Below are 16895 nucleotides of genomic sequence, written 5' to 3'. Positions count from 1 at the left end.
ATGAAAATTATGACTCTGAAAAACACCGAAAAACCAAGGAAAAGAGCGCCATCGCAGCGGTCACTGCAGACCAGGGCAAAGATTCTGGATGCGGCTGAAACCCTATTTGCGGAACGGGGATTCGAGGGGGCATCAATCCGCGATATTGCGGCAAAGGCGGGGGTGCAGGTCGGACTGGTGCAACATCACGGCGGCACTAAAGAGGAGCTGTTTTATAAAACCGTTGCGCGTCGCGCAGACGAACTGGCCGGTCTTAGGATTGCGGCACTGACTGAAGCGAAAGCCAAAGGGGCGCTGACCGTGCGCCAAATTCTGGATTGTTTTATCAGACCCTATGTAACGCTGGCCGAGGCAGGTGGACCCGGATGGATGTCTTATGGGCGTCTGGTGGCCCATGTTTCGGTCGATCCACGCTGGCGCGAAATTGCAGCCGAGTGTTTTGATCCGACAGCGCAAAGGTTCATCGCGGAGATTTCAGACTTGTATCCCGGCGTCGATCCGGCCTTGCTGGCAAGCGGGCAGATTTACTCTGTATCGGCTGTGCTGGCTCATCTGAACAGTGCTTGGCGAGTGGAAGCTTTGTCCAAAGGTGGAGAATTGAGTGGCATCGATCAGCTTGTTGAATTTTGTACTGCCGGTATTGAGGCGATGGCTGCTTCTGCCAAGAACGACTGAGCCGAGGGCCGTTTATTGACGCTTTAGCTGATCCAGCAGCAATGTGTTGTAGAGAGAGGGCGGCGATGTTCGTACGGCTTCTGGCGAAGCGAAAAAGCCAAACATCATAATGGCAATTGAAAACGCGCAGCCAACCAGTGCTATGGCGGCAACATTCAATGCTGATTGTAACATGACAAACAAACCTTTATCTAAAATTACTTTCGGTATTGCGGGTTTTCGGGACTGATCATGCCCGCTTGGCCAGCTCTTGCTTAAGGCGCTCATTTTCGTTTTGTAGCTGGGCAAGTTGTTGCCCCAGCGTGTTGAGATGCGGGCGCAGCTCAGCTTCGGTAAACCGGGGCGTAATATGGCGCGGACAATTCCAGTCGAGCGCTTCGACCCGGATGAGAACGGCGCGTTCTGCCGGAGCATCCGCGTCCTCCGGGTACAAGCTGGCTGCCGCAGTTTCACCTTCGGTGAACTTAACCCGCCCCAAAATCTTCAGGCGACGTTGGTTAGCATAGTCCATCAGGATCATTGCGATCCGATCGTTGCCGTCCAGATTTCCCCGGGAAATATACTGTTTGTTGCCAGAAAAATCGGCATATCCGATAGTGGTCGGACCCAGCACCTTCAGAAATCCGATCGGTCCGCCGCGATACTGTACATATGGCCACCCGGTCTCGGAAACGGTGGATTGATAGAACCCATCCCGCGCCTGGATGAATGCCTTTTCGGCGTCACCGATCTGATGACCCTGCTGTGGGCCGCCTTCAATGAACTTTGAATAGGACGCGGCTGAACCCATACGCTCCTGATGGGCGCGGACGGCGGGGGTGAAGGTCAGTTCGGAAAAAGCGCGGGGCATGTTGTGTCCTTTCAAAGACCCAGTTCAGACAAGCCGGGGTGGTCATCGGGGCGTGGCCCGAGCGGCCAGTGATACAGCCGTTCGCCTTCGGTAATCGGGAGATCGTTCAATGAGGCATGGCGATGCGCCATTCTGCCATCTTCGGCAAACTCCCAGTTTTCGTTGCCATAAGATCGGAACCACTGACCGCTGTCGTCACGCCATTCATAAGCATAGCGCACGGCAATGCGGTTTCCTGAAAAGGCCCACAGTTCTTTGATCAGCCGATATTCCAGCTCCTTGTGCCATTTGCGGGTCAGGAAGGCATGGATGTCGGCGTGACCTGCCAGAAATTCTGCACGATTCCGCCATCGGCTGTCATCAGTATAGGCAGGCGTAACGACATCCGGATCACGGCTGTTCCAGGCATTCTCAGCCATTCGTACTTTCTGAATAGCTGTTTCAAGCGTGAATGGAGGCAGGGGTGGTCGTTTCATCTTGGATCTTTCAGGTCAGTGAGGCGGCCAGAAGGGTGAGGGTTAAAAGCAGTGGAAGATACTGAGATGAAAATGGGTTGGGGTAACGGCGCATGGGTATAATCCTGGGTGTACAGATCAGTAAACTTAAGCAAGTAAATGTACCGATCGGTTAACTTTTTCAAGTATGCTTTGGAAATTTCTTTGAAACTCTAGTTTCGCCTGTGATTTTTTTGTTAAAATTCAGTGGCTTAAACGGAGTCATTGCAACGCGTCGCTCGCGGCAATATGTACTGATCAGTACACCAAGGAGCCGAATCATGCGCCCCAACAAACGAGATGAGCTGGTGCGAAAGGCGCTGCTGGTCTTTTATCGCGATGGATTTCACGCAACCGGCATGGACAAGCTTGTTGCGGAAACCGGGGTTTCAAAAACCTCGATGTACAAACACTTCCGCACCAAAGAGGAGCTTATTCTGGCAGCCCTGAGGTTGCGGGACGAAAACTTCCGCAACTGGTTTCTGCGCCGGATTGAAGAGCTTGCCGATACGCCCGCTGAACAACTGATTGCCAGTTTCGATGCGCTGAAAGAGTGGTTTGAGGAAGACAGTTTCCGGGGCTGCATGTTCATCAAGGCAGGCGCAGAGTATCAGGACAAAGATCACCCAATTAATGTACAGGCCGCCGAACACAAGCGGGTTTTGTTAGAGTATTTCACAGAGCTCGCCCGCAAGGCGGGCGCACGAAATCCCGAAAAGCTGGGTTGCCAGTTGCTGCTCCTGAAAGAGGGGGCAATCGTGACGGCGGTGCTGCTGAAAAGCTGCGATCCAGCACAGGATGCCAAAGAAGCCGCGCAGGTTCTGCTGGATAACGCACTGGCGTGACGGATCAAACCTAGCTGAAATCTGCAATTTACTGATTTTGTGGAAGACCTGAGCCGGTTTGTCCGTCCATTCAATGAGTTTAAAGAACGTTACGTTGCGAAGAAGCTGGACGCCACGTCACACGGATTGGCTGGAATCGCGGTGAAAGGTAGCCTTCCGGTAACTTTAGATCGGAGACGAGATATGTCGCTTTTTTCCAGCACCGCCGCATGGGTTACTGACGAACACCGGATGTTTGCCGAGATGGCAGGCCGGTTCATGGATGATGAACTGGTTCCCAACATTGAAAACTGGGTCGACAATGGCGTTGTGGATCGGGATTTCTGGCACAAAGCAGGTGCAGCCGGTCTGATGGCTGGTGCCATTGACGAAGAATACGGCGGCGTTGGCGGTGGCATGGGCTTTGACTCGGTCACGATCTATGAGCAGACCTCTCGCGGGGATGCCGGTTGGGGATATGGCATCCAATCGATTGTGACCCATTACATCACCGCCTATGGCAGCGAGGACCAAAAGCAGAAATGGCTGCCTAAACTGGCATCCGGCGAAATGGTCGGTGCGATTGCTATGACCGAGCCCGGCACAGGGTCGGACCTGCAGGCTGTTCGGACGACGGCTGAAAAAGATGGTAACTCATATCGCATCAACGGCTCCAAGATTTTCATCACCAATGGACAGACTGCTGATCTGGTGATCGTTGTCGCCAAGACTGACAAAACTCAGGGTGCCAAAGGCGTTTCGCTGATTGCAGTCGAAACTGACGGTGCCGAAGGGTTCCGCCGAGGGCGAAACCTCAAGAAGCTTGGCATGAAGGCAAATGACACGGCCGAGCTGTTCTTTGAGGACGTCAAAGTTCCGATGACCAATCTTATCGGCCCGGAAGAGGGACAGGGCTTTTATCAGCTGATGAAGCAGTTGCCCTGGGAGCGCCTGACAATCGGTATCATGGCGCTGGGCGCGATCGATTTTGCCATCGCCGAAACCGTGAAGTACGTGCAGGAGCGCAAGGCTTTCGGTCAACGCGTCATGGATTTCCAGAACACGCGGTTCAAACTGGCCGAGTGCAAGACCAAAGCCGAAGTTTTGCGCAGCTTTGTCAACGATTGCATCGCCAAGCTTGAGGCGGGAGAGTTGGACGCGGCAACCGCGTCGATGGTCAAGTACTGGGGTTCGGAAGTTCAGAACGAGGTCATGCATGAATGCCTGCAGCTCTTTGGTGGCTACGGCTTCATGATGGAATATCCCATCGCGCGTCTTTACGCGGATGCCCGGGTGCAGATGATCTATGGCGGAACAAACGAAGTGATGAAGGAGCTCATCGCACGCTCGATGGACATCTGAGGCAAAGTCCCTCGTATCATGCGCCGCACGCGTTCTTTCGGCCAAGCTTCTGGGGTGAAGCTTGGCCGATACTATTCAGACTGACGAAGCTGTCCTTTCAACCATTTCAGAAATGACTTCAGTGGTTCTGACTCTGCCTGCCGTTGCGGCCAGACAAGATAATAGTCTCCAAGGCTCACCGGGGGACCATCCCATGCAAGCACCAACCGTCCGTTGTTCAGGTCTTCGGTCACAAGGTAGCTGGGCAGTAGTGCGACGCCCAATCCATGAATGGTTGCCTGGATCATGGTCGAGAACTGATCAAACAACATGCCGCGTACGCCTTCAGCGGGCTGGCCCTGTGCCATGAACCATCTCTCCCACGCGTCCGGGCGCGTATCGAGATGCAGCAGTGGCGCATCATGCAGCCAGTTTATGTCGCTGGTGTTATCCGGCAATAGATCGGGGGCACAGACCGGTAGCACCTCTTCCCGCATGATGGGCAGATAGTTGACACCGGCCCAATCCTGCTGGCCAAAGTGGATTGCGGCATCGAAGGGCTCAGTCTCAAAATCAAATGGTTTGAGGCGTGTATTCAGGTTTACCGTCACCTCCGGGTGCCGACGGGCGAAGTCCTGCAATCGTGGTGCCAGCCAGTGCATGCCGAACGCGGGCAAGATCGACAGATGCAGAGACCCGCCGGTTGGATTTGCCTTCAACTTCAGTGATGCCTGCGCCAATTGCTGTAGCGCCGATCTTGCGATTTCCACATACTCTTTTGCAGCTGGGGTTAGGTTCAGGCGCATCTGTGTCCGCTGGATCAGTTCAACCCCCAACTGCTCTTCCATAGTCTTGAGCTGACGGCTGATTGCGCTTTGCGTTAGGGACAATTCTTCGGCTGCTGCTGAAGCACTGCCAAGTCTGTCCACAGCTTCAAGCGCCAGCAGAGACGAGATTGAGGGCAGAAACCGACGGGGCGCAATCATATGACTTATCCTCATACCTTTTGGATGGAATATCACTGGCAATTCGGCTTTTCCAGCGAGATACACACCATACCTGATCGTTACGCGGAGCTTGCGCCATGACCATTCAGAACAGTGTTGATGAATTCCAGCGGGCCGGGCGGCTTGAAGGGATCGAGCTTTCCGAGATCGTGCAGATATCCGAGCACGCCGCAAGATTGCGAGCGCAAGGTGTGGATGTCATTGCGCTCAGTACGGGTGAGCCTGATTTTCCTACACCGCCCCATGTGGTTGACGCGGCGCATCGCGCGGCGCTCGAAGGGCAGACCAGATATCCAGCTACCGCCGGAACACCTACTCTGCGAGCGGCCATCGCGGGTCAGGTCGGCGTAGAACCGGCAAATGTGATCGTGTCGACCGGAGCCAAACAGGTTCTGTCAGCCGCGTTCATGGCGACGCTCAATCCCGGGGATGAGGTGATAACCACGGCCCCGTTCTGGACCAGCTACGCGGATATGGTGAAATTGGCTGGCGGGGTGCCCGTTGTATTGGATTGCCCTGTTTCACAGGACTTCAAGCTGACGCCTGAACAGCTGGAAAATGCGATCACACCGCAGACCCGATGGCTGCTTCTGAATACACCATCAAACCCAACCGGCGCAGTATATTCTGAGGCTGAATTGCAGGCGCTGGGCAAGGTTCTGGAAAATCACCCTCAGGTCTGGGTGATCTCGGACGAAATATACCAGCACCTTACCTATGTGCCCTTCACGCCCTTTGTTAAGGCCGTTCCCGCCCTGACAAATCGAACGCTGATCGTGAATGGTGTGTCTAAGGCTTATTCGATGACCGGCTGGCGCATTGGCTGGGGGATTGGTCCTGCGCCCTTGATCAAGGCGATGGTGGCTGTACAGGGCCAAATCACATCAGGTGCCTGTTCCATCGCACAGGCTGCTGCGCTCGAGGCGATTACCGGTCCGCAGGAGCTACTGGCTGAACGACGAAGCGAAATGCAAACGCGCCGGGATCTGGTTGTCGATGGGCTAAACCAAGCCGGGCTTAGCTGCGCGACGCCGGACGGAGCCTTTTACGTTTTCCCTAAGACCCCCGTGCAAATGCCGGTCGATCATGAGTTTTGCCGGTATCTGCTGGATGAGGCAGGTGTTGCTCTGGTCCCCGGTCGTGCCTTTGGGATGCCGGGACATTTGCGCCTGTCCTTCGCCTATGCAACGGATAGCCTGACCGAAGGGCTTGCCCGCATCACACGCGCCGTTGCTGCGCTCTGAAACAATAATATTTAAAAAAGGCCGAGCCATGGACCGCGCCCAGATCGTTCACGAAAACTTCCTGACCCGCGTTGCAAAGCGTGACCTTCCTGAAGGTGCCCCGCCAACACCGGGCCTGAGTGATGCAGAAGCCGTTTCGCTCTATCGCTCACAGGTTCTCAGCCGTGCTTTGGATCGCACCAGCCGGGCCATGCAGAAGGCAGGGCAGGGTTTCTATACGATCGGCTCGTCGGGGCATGAGGGGATGGCGGCAGTTGCGCATGCGCTGCGCCCGACTGATATCGCGTTCCTGCACTATCGCGATGCGGCGTTTCAGATCGCGCGCGCAGAGCAAGTGCCCGGTCAGCAGATCGCTTGGGATATGTTGCTGAGTTTTGCCTGTTCAAAAGAGGATCCGACCTCGGGCGGGCGGCACAAGGTGCTGGGTTCCAAGGCGCTGACGATCCCGCCCCAGACCTCGACAATCGCCAGCCATCTGCCGAAAGCCGTCGGTGCGGCCTACAGCCTCGGCGCTGCGCGCCGGCATGATCCTGAACACCGGGAACTTCCCTCAGATGGGATTGCCATGTGTTCTTTCGGTGATGCTTCGGCCAATCACTCTACAGCACAAGGGGCAATCAATACCGCAGGCTGGACCAGCGTGCAGTCCACGCCATTGCCGCTTCTGTTCGTGTGCGAGGACAACGGAATCGGCATTTCGGTGAAAACGCCGAAAGGCTGGATTCAGGCCTCGATGGAGCACCGGCCGGGCATCCGGTATTTTCAGGCCAATGGTCTCGACATTTACGAAACTCATGCGGTCGCCAAAGAGGCCGCCGAATATGTCCGAACCCGCCGCAAGCCAGCCTTCCTACATCTGAAAACCGTGCGCCTTTATGGTCATGCCGGGGCGGATGTACCAACCACCTATCTGAGCAAGTCCGAGGTTGAAGCGGATGAAGCCAATGATCCACTACTGCATTCGGTGCGCCTACTGGATCAGGCCGGTGCATTGTCGCCGGATCAGGCCCTCAAAATCTACGAAGACACCTGCGCGCGCACGGATCGCATAGCTGCTGAGGCAGCATCCCGCCCGCATCTGGCAGATGCACAGGAGGTGATGGCCAGCCTGATCCCACCCAAACGCAATTGCAAACCCACCAACGGTCCCAGCGCTGAGGCACGCGCCAGTACATTTGGCGGCGATATGCGCGCAATGGATGAGCCGCAGCCGATGAGCCGTCTGATCAACTGGGCGCTGACCGACCTGATGCTGGAGCATGGTGAGGTCGTCTGTATGGGCGAGGACGTGGGCCGCAAGGGCGGTGTTTATGGTGTCACGCAGAAACTGCAGCAGCGCTTTGGCCCCGACCGTGTGATCGATACTTTGCTGGACGAACAGTCCATTCTAGGACTGGCCATCGGCATGGGGCATAACGGGTTTGTTCCGATCCCCGAGATTCAGTTCCTTGCCTATCTGCACAACGCCGAGGATCAGATCCGGGGCGAGGCAGCCACATTACCGTTTTTCTCGAATGGTCAATTCACCAACCCGATGGTGCTGCGCATTGCCGGACTTGGCTATCAGAAAGGGTTCGGGGGTCACTTCCACAATGATAACTCGCTGGCAGTACTACGCGACATCCCTGGCGTGATCATTGCATGCCCATCCAATGGTGCGGATGCCGCCCAGATGTTACGCGAATGCGTGCGGTTGGCGCGGGAAGAGCAGCGGGTCGTTGTCTTTCTCGAACCAATTGCACTTTATCCGATGCGGGATCTGCACGAACCGCAGGATGCGGGATGGATGACAACCTATCCCTCTCCGGATCAGCGGATCGCGCTGGGCGAGGTTGGAGTGCACGGAGAGGGTGCTGATCTGGCCATCGTGACATATGGCAACGGGCACTATCTGTCGAAGCAGGCTTTGCCAGAGCTTGAGGCGGCTGGTCTGAGCACCCGGATCATCGACTTGCGCTGGTTGGCGCCATTGCCAGCGGATGCGCTGCGGGCAGCCACCAAAGGATGTAAGCATTTGCTGATCGTCGATGAATGTCGGCGCACTGGTAGCCAGTCAGAGGCACTGATGGCCCTGTTCTGCGAAGAAGGTGGTGACACTCCGACCGCGCGTGTTGTGGCCGAAGATTGCTTTATCGCGACCGGACCAGCCTATGCTGCACCACTGCCGTCGAAGGATGGCATTGTTGCCGCTGCATTGTCTTTGACCGGAGCAAAGAAATGACCCGAACAGCCGTCGTAATCTGCCCCGGGCGGGGGACCTACAACAAACCCGAACTGGGCTACCTGCATCGCCACCATCCTGCGCGCATGGATATGTTCCATCGATATGACGATATCCGAGCTGGAGAATCTCAGGAAACGGTCACCGCTCTGGACAGCGCCACGCGCTATACTGTCGGAAAGTACTCTCGCGGTGACGTGGCCTCGCCCCTGATCTATGCGGCATCCCTTGCCGATGCGCACGCGCTTGCGGATGATATCGATGTGGTCGCGGTCACCGGGAACTCGATGGGTTGGTACATCGCGCTTGCCGCCGCCGGGGCGTTGAGCCCCGAGAATGGGTTTCGCGTGGTCAACACCATGGGCACACTGATGCAGGAGCATCTAATCGGTGGGCAATTGGTTTATCCATTCGTGGATGAAGACTGGCAGATCGATCCTGCGCGCAAAGCAGAACTTCTGTCGCACGTGGCACGTGTCAACGCGTTGGAGGGGCACGATCTTGCGCTATCCATCGATTTGGGCGGAATGCTGGTACTGGCCGGGAATGAGGAAGGTCTGAAGGCGTTTGAGGCATCTCAACCCGTTGTGCAGGAACGTTTCCCGATGCGTCTGGCCAACCATGCGGCATTCCATACAGGGCTGCAGAAGCCTGTTGCTGAGGAAGGGCGCGCCCGGCTGAGTGTGGATTTGTTTGGACAACCTGAACGCCCGCTTATTGACGGGCGCGGCAAGGTTTGGTGGCCAAGGGCGACGGATACAAAAACCCTTTGGGACTACACGTTGGGACATCAGGTTACGGAGACCTATGACTTCACGCGCGCCATTCAGACTGCCGCACGGGAGTTCGCACCCGACCTGTTTATCGTGACTGGACCTGGCGCGACGCTGGGCGGTGCGGTTGCACAGTCTTTGGTTTTTGCGAACTGGCAAGGCATGTCTGACAAGGCATCCTTTCAGGCGCGGCAAGCAGATCATCCGATGTTGATCGCGATGGGCCGGGATGATCAGAGATCGCTTGCAACAGGCTGACACCGCGCTAATGATCCGCGAAAACTGAACTGAGGTCTGATATGAGCGACCCCGACCATACCCTCTGGCAAAACACCAGCAGCGAGCATGTCGACGCAGACCCGCTGTCCGAAGATATTACGGTTGATCTGGCTATCATCGGCGGGGGCTATACGGGATGTTCCGCAGCGCTCCATGCGGCACAGACTGGCGCTTCGGTTTGTTTGCTTGAGGCGCATCAGATCGGTCATGGCGGATCGGGGCGCAACGTTGGGTTGGTGAATGCAGGCCTTTGGCTGCCGCCCGATGAAATTCGCGCGCATCTTGGCCAGATCGCCGGAGATCGGCTGATCGAACTGCTGGGTAAAGCACCATCTGACGTTTTTCGATTGATCGAGGAACATGGGATCGATTGTGAACCTGTAAGGAATGGAACGCTACATTGTGCGCATTCGGCTGCGGGCTTCCGGGATCTGCAGACCCGCCATAGGCAACTTTCGGCATCAGGCGCGCCGGTCGAATTGCTGTCTGCAGAAACAGCGGGTCAAAGAACCGGCAGCGCATCGTTTCACGGGGCATTGTTGGATCCGCGGGCTGGCACCATCCAGCCGCTGGCTTATGTACGCGGCCTCGCTCGGGCGGCAATCGCTGCGGGGGCTCAAGTATTTGAACAAAGCCCTGTCCGGTCGATGCATCAGGTGGACGGCGTCTGGAGCCTGAGCACACAAGGCGGAACCATCCGCGCAAAGTCCGTGATACAAGCAACCAATGCGTATCACGCAGGCCTGCAAGAATCCGCGCCCGATTACGTGCCGGTGTATTATTTCCAGTATGCCACCGCGCCACTATCGGACAATCTGCGTGCCAGCATTCTGCCATCTGGCGAAGGGTGCTGGGATACCGGGCTGATCATGACCTCGTTCCGCATGGACCAAAGCGGGCGTCTGATTATCGGGGGGATGGGTGATCTGAAGCGACCCGGTCGGATGGCGCATGTTGGCTGGCTGCGACGCAAGTTGGCCGAGCTTTATCCTCAGCTATCGGATCAGCCATTCGTTGAGGGCTGGCATGGGCGCATCGCAATGACCTCGGATCATATACCCAAGATCACACGGATCGGACCCAATGCCCTGTCTGCGCACGGATTTTCTGGTCGTGGAATCGGGCCAGGCACCGTGTTCGGACGTCAGATGGCGGCAAGCCTTTTGAACGATGATCTGACCGAACTACCAGTGTCTGAAGTCTCCGAATATCACGAGAAGTGGACAGGACTTCGCCGCGCCTATTTTGAAACAGGCGCGGCGCTGACGCATCTCATCAAGGCACGGTTCTGAAGCTTCAGACCGACCGGGTAATACCGCCGTCCACGCGGATGTTCTGCCCGGTGATGTATGCGCCCCCCTCGGAAGCAAGCAAAGCAACGACCGAAGCGATTTCGTCATAGCTTTTGCCATACCGGCCCATCGGAATACGTGAGCGGAATTCTTCCTTTTCCGGCAAACTATCGATGAAGCCGGGCAGGACGTTGTTCATGCGGATGTTTTCGGCTGCATGTTTGTCGGAATAGAGCTTGGTGAAGGCTGCAAGCCCCGCACGAAAAACGCCCGATGTCGGGAAAACCGGATCAGGCTCGAACGCGGCAAAGGTCGAGATGTTGATGATGGAACCGCCACCCTGGGCTTGCATGATCGGGGTGACAAGCCGAGTCGGCCGAACGGCATTCATGAAGTAGACATCCATCCCTGTATGCCAGTCCTCATCGGTCAGCTCCAGAATTGGTGCGCGCGGTCCGTGGCCGGCGGAGTTGACCAGAACGTCGACACGCCCCCAATGCGACATGGCCGCATCGACCAGTTTCTTGAGGTCATCATTGGATTGGTTGGATCCTGTAACGCCGACGCCACCAAGCTCATGCGCTAAGGCCTCACCTTTGCCCGACGAAGACAGGATGCCAACTTTAAATCCATCTGCAGCCAGCCTACGAGCGGAATCCGCACCCATGCCACTGCCGCCTGCGGTGATCAGAGCAACTTTTTCAGTCATTGTTCTCTCCATTAAAGGTCTGCAGTCAAAATGTGCATTCCGGGTGGGTTTGACCAATCAGTTCTCCTGCCTCTATGCTGTAGAAAATCTACTGCTTAGTGTCATGACCGCTCTTCCCCCACTCAACGCCATACGTGCCTTTGAAGCATCCGCCAGACATCTCAACTTTCGCCTCGCCGCAGAAGAGCTTGGGGTTACTCAAGGTGCGGTCGCCCAACAGGTGCGCGGGCTGGAGGCAAGACTGGGGCAACAGCTATTTGATCGCTTGCCACGCGGATTGCGGCTGACTGAGGCGGGCCGACGCTTCCATTCCCCGTTGCGCAGAGCCTTTCGCCTGATCGAAGAGGCTGTCGAAGATCTGTCGGGTAACAGAAAGATTGCGATATCTGTGACGCCAAGCTTTGCCTCGAAATGGCTGGTACCACGAATATCGGATTTCACGGCAAAACACCCGGACATCTCGGTTCAGGTGGACGCGCGGGAACGTATTGCTGACTTCCAAAGTGACGGAATCGATATTGCCGTTCGCCAAAGTAGGGCACCATTCGCTGCTGATCTTGTAGCCACACCGTTGTTCACCTCTGCGTTTGTCGTGGTTTGTAATCCCGAACTTGCACAGAGCGTATCGCAGCCGTCTGAGCTGATGGATCATCTGCTGCTCAGCGACTCGCATGGTCTGTGGCCATTGTTTCTTGAACGTGCAGGCGTAGTTGGCAGACCGCGAATGATGAGTTTCAGCCAAACCAGCCTTGCAATAGATGCGGCAATATCGGGTCAGGGGTTTGCGCTGGCGAATGAGCCGCTTGTGGCATCCGAGCTTGCATCGGGTGATTTGGTGCAGCCGTTGCCAGAAGTGCTGCTGGAGGATCTCGAGTTTTTTGTCGTTAATCCCAAAAAGCCACGGCAGCCGGAATTGGTGCGATTGATGCGCGAGTGGCTTGTTTCTCAGGCTTGAAGATCTGCCGTGATCGCCTCGATGCGATGGCGTAACCACCGATGTGCCGGGTCATTTGTCGAGCGCTGATGCCAGACCATGTAGATCGAAACAGGTTCACACGTGAAAGGTAGTGGCGCGCAATCCAGTGACGACAATGGGCCGTTCTTCATCAATGCCGTGTCGGTTGAAATCAGGTCGCTGCCTTTTACGAAGGATGGGATCGCGTTGAAATTTGGCAGTGTTACGGTGGCGGGGCGGATCTGACTTTGATCGACGCCACGCATCACGGCCCTCGCATTGCGCCCATCTGCAAAGCGCACTTCGACATGTTCACTTTCACAATAAGATCGCCAGTTGTCTGGCGGCGCGCGCCGGTCGCCATCGTAGAAAACCATGAGCGGACTTGTGATCAGGAGCTTCTGAAATATGTCCGGGCCGTCCGGTGGCAGAGGCGTCAACATCAGCTGGCATCGGTCACTACGCAGAATGTCAGCGGACGGTACACCTGACGGGATGAAGCCCAGTTTCAGCCCTACCCCACCGGCACGTGCCGTCCGCAAAAGTTCCGGAAATACCAGTTCACGTGGCATGTCGTTGGTGGCAATCTGGACGCTGATCTCCTCTGACAGCGGGTCGAAAGGGCGCCCTTCCGTCAAGGCACGCAATCCATCCAGTACGTGTTGAACCGGTTCTTTCAGCGACAGGGCGCGTTCGGTCGGGGTCAGCCCCTGACCCGAGCGGACAAACAAAGGGTCGCCCAGAACCAGCCTGAGCTTCGCCAGCGTATGGCTGATTGCCGATTGCGTGACGCCCAGTCGGTCTGCAGCTTTTGAGACCGAACTCTCTTCGAGGATCGTCAGAAAGGTGCGCAGGACTTTGCCATCGAGGTCAGTAAAATCAGTTTTGTTCATATCATATATGACTAGTCATGAGTGGTTTTGTTGTCCACCGGGCTATAGGTGACTGTCATCCAAAGGAGGCGCGCGATGGGGATCCGCTTTTTCTCAGACAAAAACCGTCCGGTTCATATGGGTTCATATCCGCTGGAGCGACTGGCGCGTCAGGCCGATATGCCGGATCTTGGCTCGGTGCCATCTATGCCGGACCTTAGCTTTCATCGCCCCGAGCAACCCGAAAGCATCGTAAACGCGATGGGTGAGTTTCAGGCCATGATGGATGCAATCCGGGATGGATTCGTAAATACGGTGATGTCCGAGGTCCCCGCAGATCCGCTTGAGCGGGCAAACCATCTGAAGGCCTTTGGGTATTTCAATGATGCCTCGATGATTGGATGTGGGCCCCTGCCAACCGAGGCGTTACTAGATGCGCCGCGCCGGAACCCGGATATCGATCGGCTGGCCCATGCGCTGAGGACGCGTCAAACCAAAACGCTGGCTTCTGGCATCGATGTGATCATGGCCGATCTGAAAGAAAGCATGGAGGCGACGCCGGGTTCGATCGACACACATCGTCATGCCATCGTATTTCTGTATGAACACAACCGAGATCCCGATCCATCTGAGCCTGGCGCGGATTGGATACTGGATGCTCAGGATCATCGGGCGTGTCTGCTAGCGACTGAAAACGCCGTCGTCATTGCCAATTACATTCGCCTGCTTGGCTTTGATGCACGGGCACATACCGCCATGTCGTCAGAAGTTGACCTGGGCAAACTTGCCGTGGCTGCCGGGCTGGTATCGTCAGAGGTTGATGGGCTGGTCGCACCTTGGTTAGGGTGGCGCTTTGGTTTGGCGGCAGTCACGACCGAGATGGATATTGCCCACGACCTGCCGCTGGCCCCGATGGCGCAGCAGCCCTGGTTTCGAACGCAAGGCCCGGCCTGGTGGTTGGGGGCAGGCTTTGCCAAGAATGCCCTGAATCGCGATCCCTACGCCAAACGGCGATACATGGATGGCGCGCATCCGTTTGAGAACCTCAAACGTGTCGACGATCCGACCACTTACATCGACGAAGCAAATGTCGCGCGGGTACCCAAGCGCGCCGACATGTTCGCACGCGCCCAGTTCGGCGATATGGGTAAGACACTGCAGGACAGCGCCAAGGGCGGGTATTATGTGCGCAAGGCCGCACCCAGTTTCGCGCAGCGTCGGGCATTGGGGGCGTTTGTCCTGCTGCAGGATGGCGAAAGTGCTGAGGTCAGCAAACCCAAAGACTCCGAACGCAGTGCCGCGAACCTCAAGGCAGCGAGCTATTTTCTGGGTGTTGATGCTGTTGGCCTCAGCCGTTGCCCGGAATGGAGCTGGTATTCCCACGACGCGACGGGGGAAGAGATTGTACCACCTCATGATCAGGCGATCAGCATGATCATTGATCAGGGCTATGAAACCATGGAAGGCGCGTCGGGTGACGACTGGATCAGCGTTGCGCAATCCATGCGGGCCTATCTGCGGTTCTCGCTGCTGGGCGGCGTGATTGCCCAGCAGATCCGCAATCTCGGCTACAAGGCCAAGGCGCATACGGTGATGGATGGTGAAGTGCTGCAGCCGCCACTATTGCTGCTCAGCGGATTGGGAGAGGTCTCGCGCATTGGTGAGGTGATCCTGAACCCCTATTTGGGCCCACGCCTCAAATCCGGCGTCGTGACAACCGACATGCCGATGGAACATGACAAACCGATTGATTTCGGCCTGCAGAGCTTTTGTGAAAGCTGCAATAAATGCGCACGCGAATGCCCTTCGGGTGCGATCACCGCTGGACCGAAACTGATGTTCAACGGCTACGAAATCTGGAAATCCGACAGCCAGAAATGTGCCACCTACAGGATCACCACGCCGGGGGGCGCGATGTGTGGGCGCTGCATGAAAACCTGCCCATGGAACCTCGAAGGTATTTTCAAGGAGCGCCCGTTCCGTTGGGCGGCGATGAACATTCCGTCTGCGGCTCCGGTTCTGGCGAAGCTGGACGATGCCGTTGGCAACGGTGGGCTGAATGATACCAAGAAATGGTGGTGGGATTTGGAGTTGCAGTCGGACGGTGCCTATCGACCGACAGAGCAGCCACTGAACCGGCGCGATCTGCAAAGGGATCTGGATCTGAAATATGAAGATCAGACACTGGCGGTATACCCGGCATATCTCGCCCCACATCCTTGGCCCTATCCATTTGCGATGGATCGCGAAGCCGGAATTGCCGCTTATGAGGCGATGGTCACAGCGGAGGAATACAAATCCCGCGTGGCGGCAGGCGATATGTCAGTTGTTCATCGATACCAGATTGCTGGCGATGCACCGGTAATGCGGGTGGAACTGACCAAAGTCGATAAGATGACCGCTGATGTGACCAAGTATGAGTTCTCGGCGATGAACAGTGCCCCGCTTCCGGAATGGACGGCAGGGGCGCATCTGGACGTGCTGGTGGCTCCGGAATTTCTGCGACAGTATTCAATGTCGGGTGATCCGTCTGATCGCAGCATATACCAGATTGGCGTGTTGCGAGAGGATAAAGGCCGCGGTGGTTCAGCGTTGCTGCACCGTATCTTCAACGAGGGGCGCAAGGTCTTCATTTCGAAACCCATCAACCATTTTGATCTGGATGAATCTGCTGCAAAGACGTTCCTGATGGGGGGCGGTATCGGCATTACTCCGATGATTGCTTTTGCGCATCGCCTGTATGCGCTGGGCAAAGATTTTGAGCTGCACTATTCGGCCAGCACGCGACAGGGTGCAGGTTATCTGGATGACCTTGCCTCTATGCCGTGGGCCGATCGCGTACACTATCATTTCTCGGATGAAGGTACCCGTGCGGATCTGGATGTTGTTCTGTCGGGGTATCAGCCGGGATGGCATGTCTACACCTGTGGACCCGATCGCTATATGGATGGAGTCATCCTGGCCGCTGAAAAGCAGGGTTTCCCGGACGAAGCGCGACATCTCGAGTATTTCTCAGTTCCGGAGCAGCCGGAATATGAGAATCATCCGTTTACGCTCAGACTCAATCAATCGGGTCGCGAGCTTCCAGTGCCAGCCAATAAGGACGCAGCACAGGTGCTGAATGAGGCGGGCATACATGTGGATGTCAAATGTGCAGACGGAATTTGCGGTGTCTGTAAATGCGGCGTGATTTCCGGGGAGATTGAGCATCGCGACTTTGTCCTTTCCAATAAACAGCGCGAAGGTGCGATGATCCTGTGTCAGAGTCGCGCTGCCGAAGCCGGGGGTGTGGTAGAGATCGATCTTTGAGCTTGGTCAGGAAACGACATATCGGCTGTGAAAATTTGGTCGCTCCTGCC

15 protein-coding genes are annotated in these 16895 nt (G+C 56.3%); 9 read left to right on the top strand and 6 right to left on the bottom strand.

Features of this window, described 5'->3' with window-relative positions; all coding sequences use genetic code 11:
• Nucleotides 1–9: 9 nt before the first annotated feature.
• Nucleotides 10–675 (top strand): TetR/AcrR family transcriptional regulator, encoded by a 666-nt coding sequence (locus GOX61_RS21515; RefSeq protein ID WP_170337044.1) that lies wholly within the window; start codon nucleotides 10–12, stop codon nucleotides 673–675.
• A gap of 12 nt (nucleotides 676–687) precedes the next feature.
• On the opposite strand, the gene GOX61_RS21510 is transcribed toward GOX61_RS21515, so the two are convergent.
• The 3 genes from GOX61_RS21510 to GOX61_RS21500 are packed head-to-tail and all read right to left on the bottom strand — an operon-like array spanning nucleotide 688 to nucleotide 2001.
• On the bottom strand, nucleotides 688–942 hold the full coding sequence (locus GOX61_RS21510; RefSeq protein ID WP_170337043.1) for a hypothetical protein: 255 nt from the start codon (nucleotides 940–942) through the stop codon (nucleotides 688–690).
• Nucleotides 905–1525 (bottom strand): pyridoxamine 5'-phosphate oxidase family protein, encoded by a 621-nt coding sequence (locus GOX61_RS21505; protein ID WP_170337041.1) that lies wholly within the window; start codon nucleotides 1523–1525, stop codon nucleotides 905–907. The genes GOX61_RS21510 and GOX61_RS21505 overlap by 38 nt, the downstream gene beginning before the upstream one ends.
• A gap of 11 nt (nucleotides 1526–1536) precedes the next feature.
• Complete coding sequence (locus tag GOX61_RS21500; protein WP_170337039.1) at nucleotides 1537–2001, bottom strand: DUF1348 family protein; 465 nt, start codon at nucleotides 1999–2001, stop codon at nucleotides 1537–1539.
• A 299-nt stretch (nucleotides 2002–2300) separates the two neighbouring features.
• Here GOX61_RS21500 and GOX61_RS21495 point away from each other — a divergent pair, with 299 nt between their 5' ends.
• Together GOX61_RS21495 and GOX61_RS21490 are read left to right on the top strand one after the other, a co-directional pair.
• Nucleotides 2301–2864, top strand: coding sequence for a TetR/AcrR family transcriptional regulator (locus GOX61_RS21495; RefSeq protein WP_170337037.1), 564 nt, complete (start codon nucleotides 2301–2303; stop codon nucleotides 2862–2864).
• A gap of 183 nt (nucleotides 2865–3047) precedes the next feature.
• A complete protein-coding gene (locus GOX61_RS21490) occupies nucleotides 3048–4205 on the top strand; it encodes an acyl-CoA dehydrogenase family protein (RefSeq protein ID WP_170337036.1) in 1158 nt (385 codons plus the stop codon).
• A gap of 71 nt (nucleotides 4206–4276) precedes the next feature.
• On the opposite strand, the gene GOX61_RS21485 is transcribed toward GOX61_RS21490, so the two are convergent.
• Nucleotides 4277–5170 carry a LysR substrate-binding domain-containing protein gene (locus tag GOX61_RS21485; RefSeq protein WP_170337033.1) on the bottom strand — a complete coding sequence of 298 codons (894 nt, stop codon included), beginning with the start codon at nucleotides 5168–5170 and terminating at the stop codon, nucleotides 4277–4279.
• A 98-nt stretch (nucleotides 5171–5268) separates the two neighbouring features.
• Here GOX61_RS21485 and GOX61_RS21480 point away from each other — a divergent pair, with 98 nt between their 5' ends.
• Genes GOX61_RS21480 through GOX61_RS21465 form a run of 4 tightly spaced genes read left to right on the top strand, consistent with a single transcriptional unit; the run spans nucleotide 5269 to nucleotide 11000 of the window.
• Entirely contained in the window at nucleotides 5269–6435 is a 1167-nt protein-coding gene (locus GOX61_RS21480; RefSeq protein ID WP_155142954.1) for a pyridoxal phosphate-dependent aminotransferase, read from the top strand.
• A gap of 28 nt (nucleotides 6436–6463) precedes the next feature.
• On the top strand, nucleotides 6464–8656 hold the full coding sequence (locus tag GOX61_RS21475; protein WP_170337031.1) for a dehydrogenase E1 component subunit alpha/beta: 2193 nt from the start codon (nucleotides 6464–6466) through the stop codon (nucleotides 8654–8656).
• Nucleotides 8653–9687, top strand: a complete 1035-nt coding sequence (locus GOX61_RS21470; protein ID WP_170337030.1) for an ACP S-malonyltransferase — start codon at nucleotides 8653–8655, stop codon at nucleotides 9685–9687. The genes GOX61_RS21475 and GOX61_RS21470 overlap by 4 nt, the downstream gene beginning before the upstream one ends.
• 41 nt (nucleotides 9688–9728) lie before the next feature.
• Complete coding sequence (locus GOX61_RS21465; RefSeq protein ID WP_170337028.1) at nucleotides 9729–11000, top strand: NAD(P)/FAD-dependent oxidoreductase; 1272 nt, start codon at nucleotides 9729–9731, stop codon at nucleotides 10998–11000.
• A 4-nt stretch (nucleotides 11001–11004) separates the two neighbouring features.
• Here GOX61_RS21465 and GOX61_RS21460 read toward each other — a convergent pair whose 3' ends face one another.
• The gene (locus tag GOX61_RS21460; RefSeq protein WP_155142961.1) at nucleotides 11005–11709 is read right to left on the bottom strand and encodes an SDR family oxidoreductase; all 705 of its coding nucleotides are present in this window, start codon (nucleotides 11707–11709) and stop codon (nucleotides 11005–11007) included.
• Nucleotides 11710–11812: 103 nt separating this feature from the next.
• On the opposite strand from GOX61_RS21460, the gene GOX61_RS21455 reads away from it, so the two are divergent.
• Entirely contained in the window at nucleotides 11813–12664 is an 852-nt protein-coding gene (locus GOX61_RS21455) for a LysR substrate-binding domain-containing protein (RefSeq protein WP_170337026.1), read from the top strand.
• Here GOX61_RS21455 and GOX61_RS21450 read toward each other — a convergent pair.
• On the bottom strand, nucleotides 12655–13557 hold the full coding sequence (locus tag GOX61_RS21450; protein ID WP_170337024.1) for a LysR family transcriptional regulator: 903 nt from the start codon (nucleotides 13555–13557) through the stop codon (nucleotides 12655–12657). The two genes, GOX61_RS21455 and GOX61_RS21450, sit on opposite strands and share 10 nt — an antisense overlap.
• Before the next feature lie 75 nt (nucleotides 13558–13632).
• Here GOX61_RS21450 and GOX61_RS21445 point away from each other — a divergent pair, with 75 nt between their 5' ends.
• Nucleotides 13633–16845 carry a reductive dehalogenase gene (locus GOX61_RS21445; protein ID WP_170337022.1) on the top strand — a complete coding sequence of 1071 codons (3213 nt, stop codon included), beginning with the start codon at nucleotides 13633–13635 and terminating at the stop codon, nucleotides 16843–16845.
• Nucleotides 16846–16895 lie beyond the last annotated feature (50 nt).

Origin of the sequence: Ruegeria arenilitoris, from assembly GCF_013030265.1 — a bacterium.
Taxonomy (GTDB): Bacteria; Pseudomonadota; Alphaproteobacteria; order Rhodobacterales; family Rhodobacteraceae; genus Ruegeria; species Ruegeria arenilitoris_E.
The sequence above is the reverse complement of the archived record's forward strand: the minus strand, read 5'-3'. Positions and strand labels throughout refer to the sequence as shown.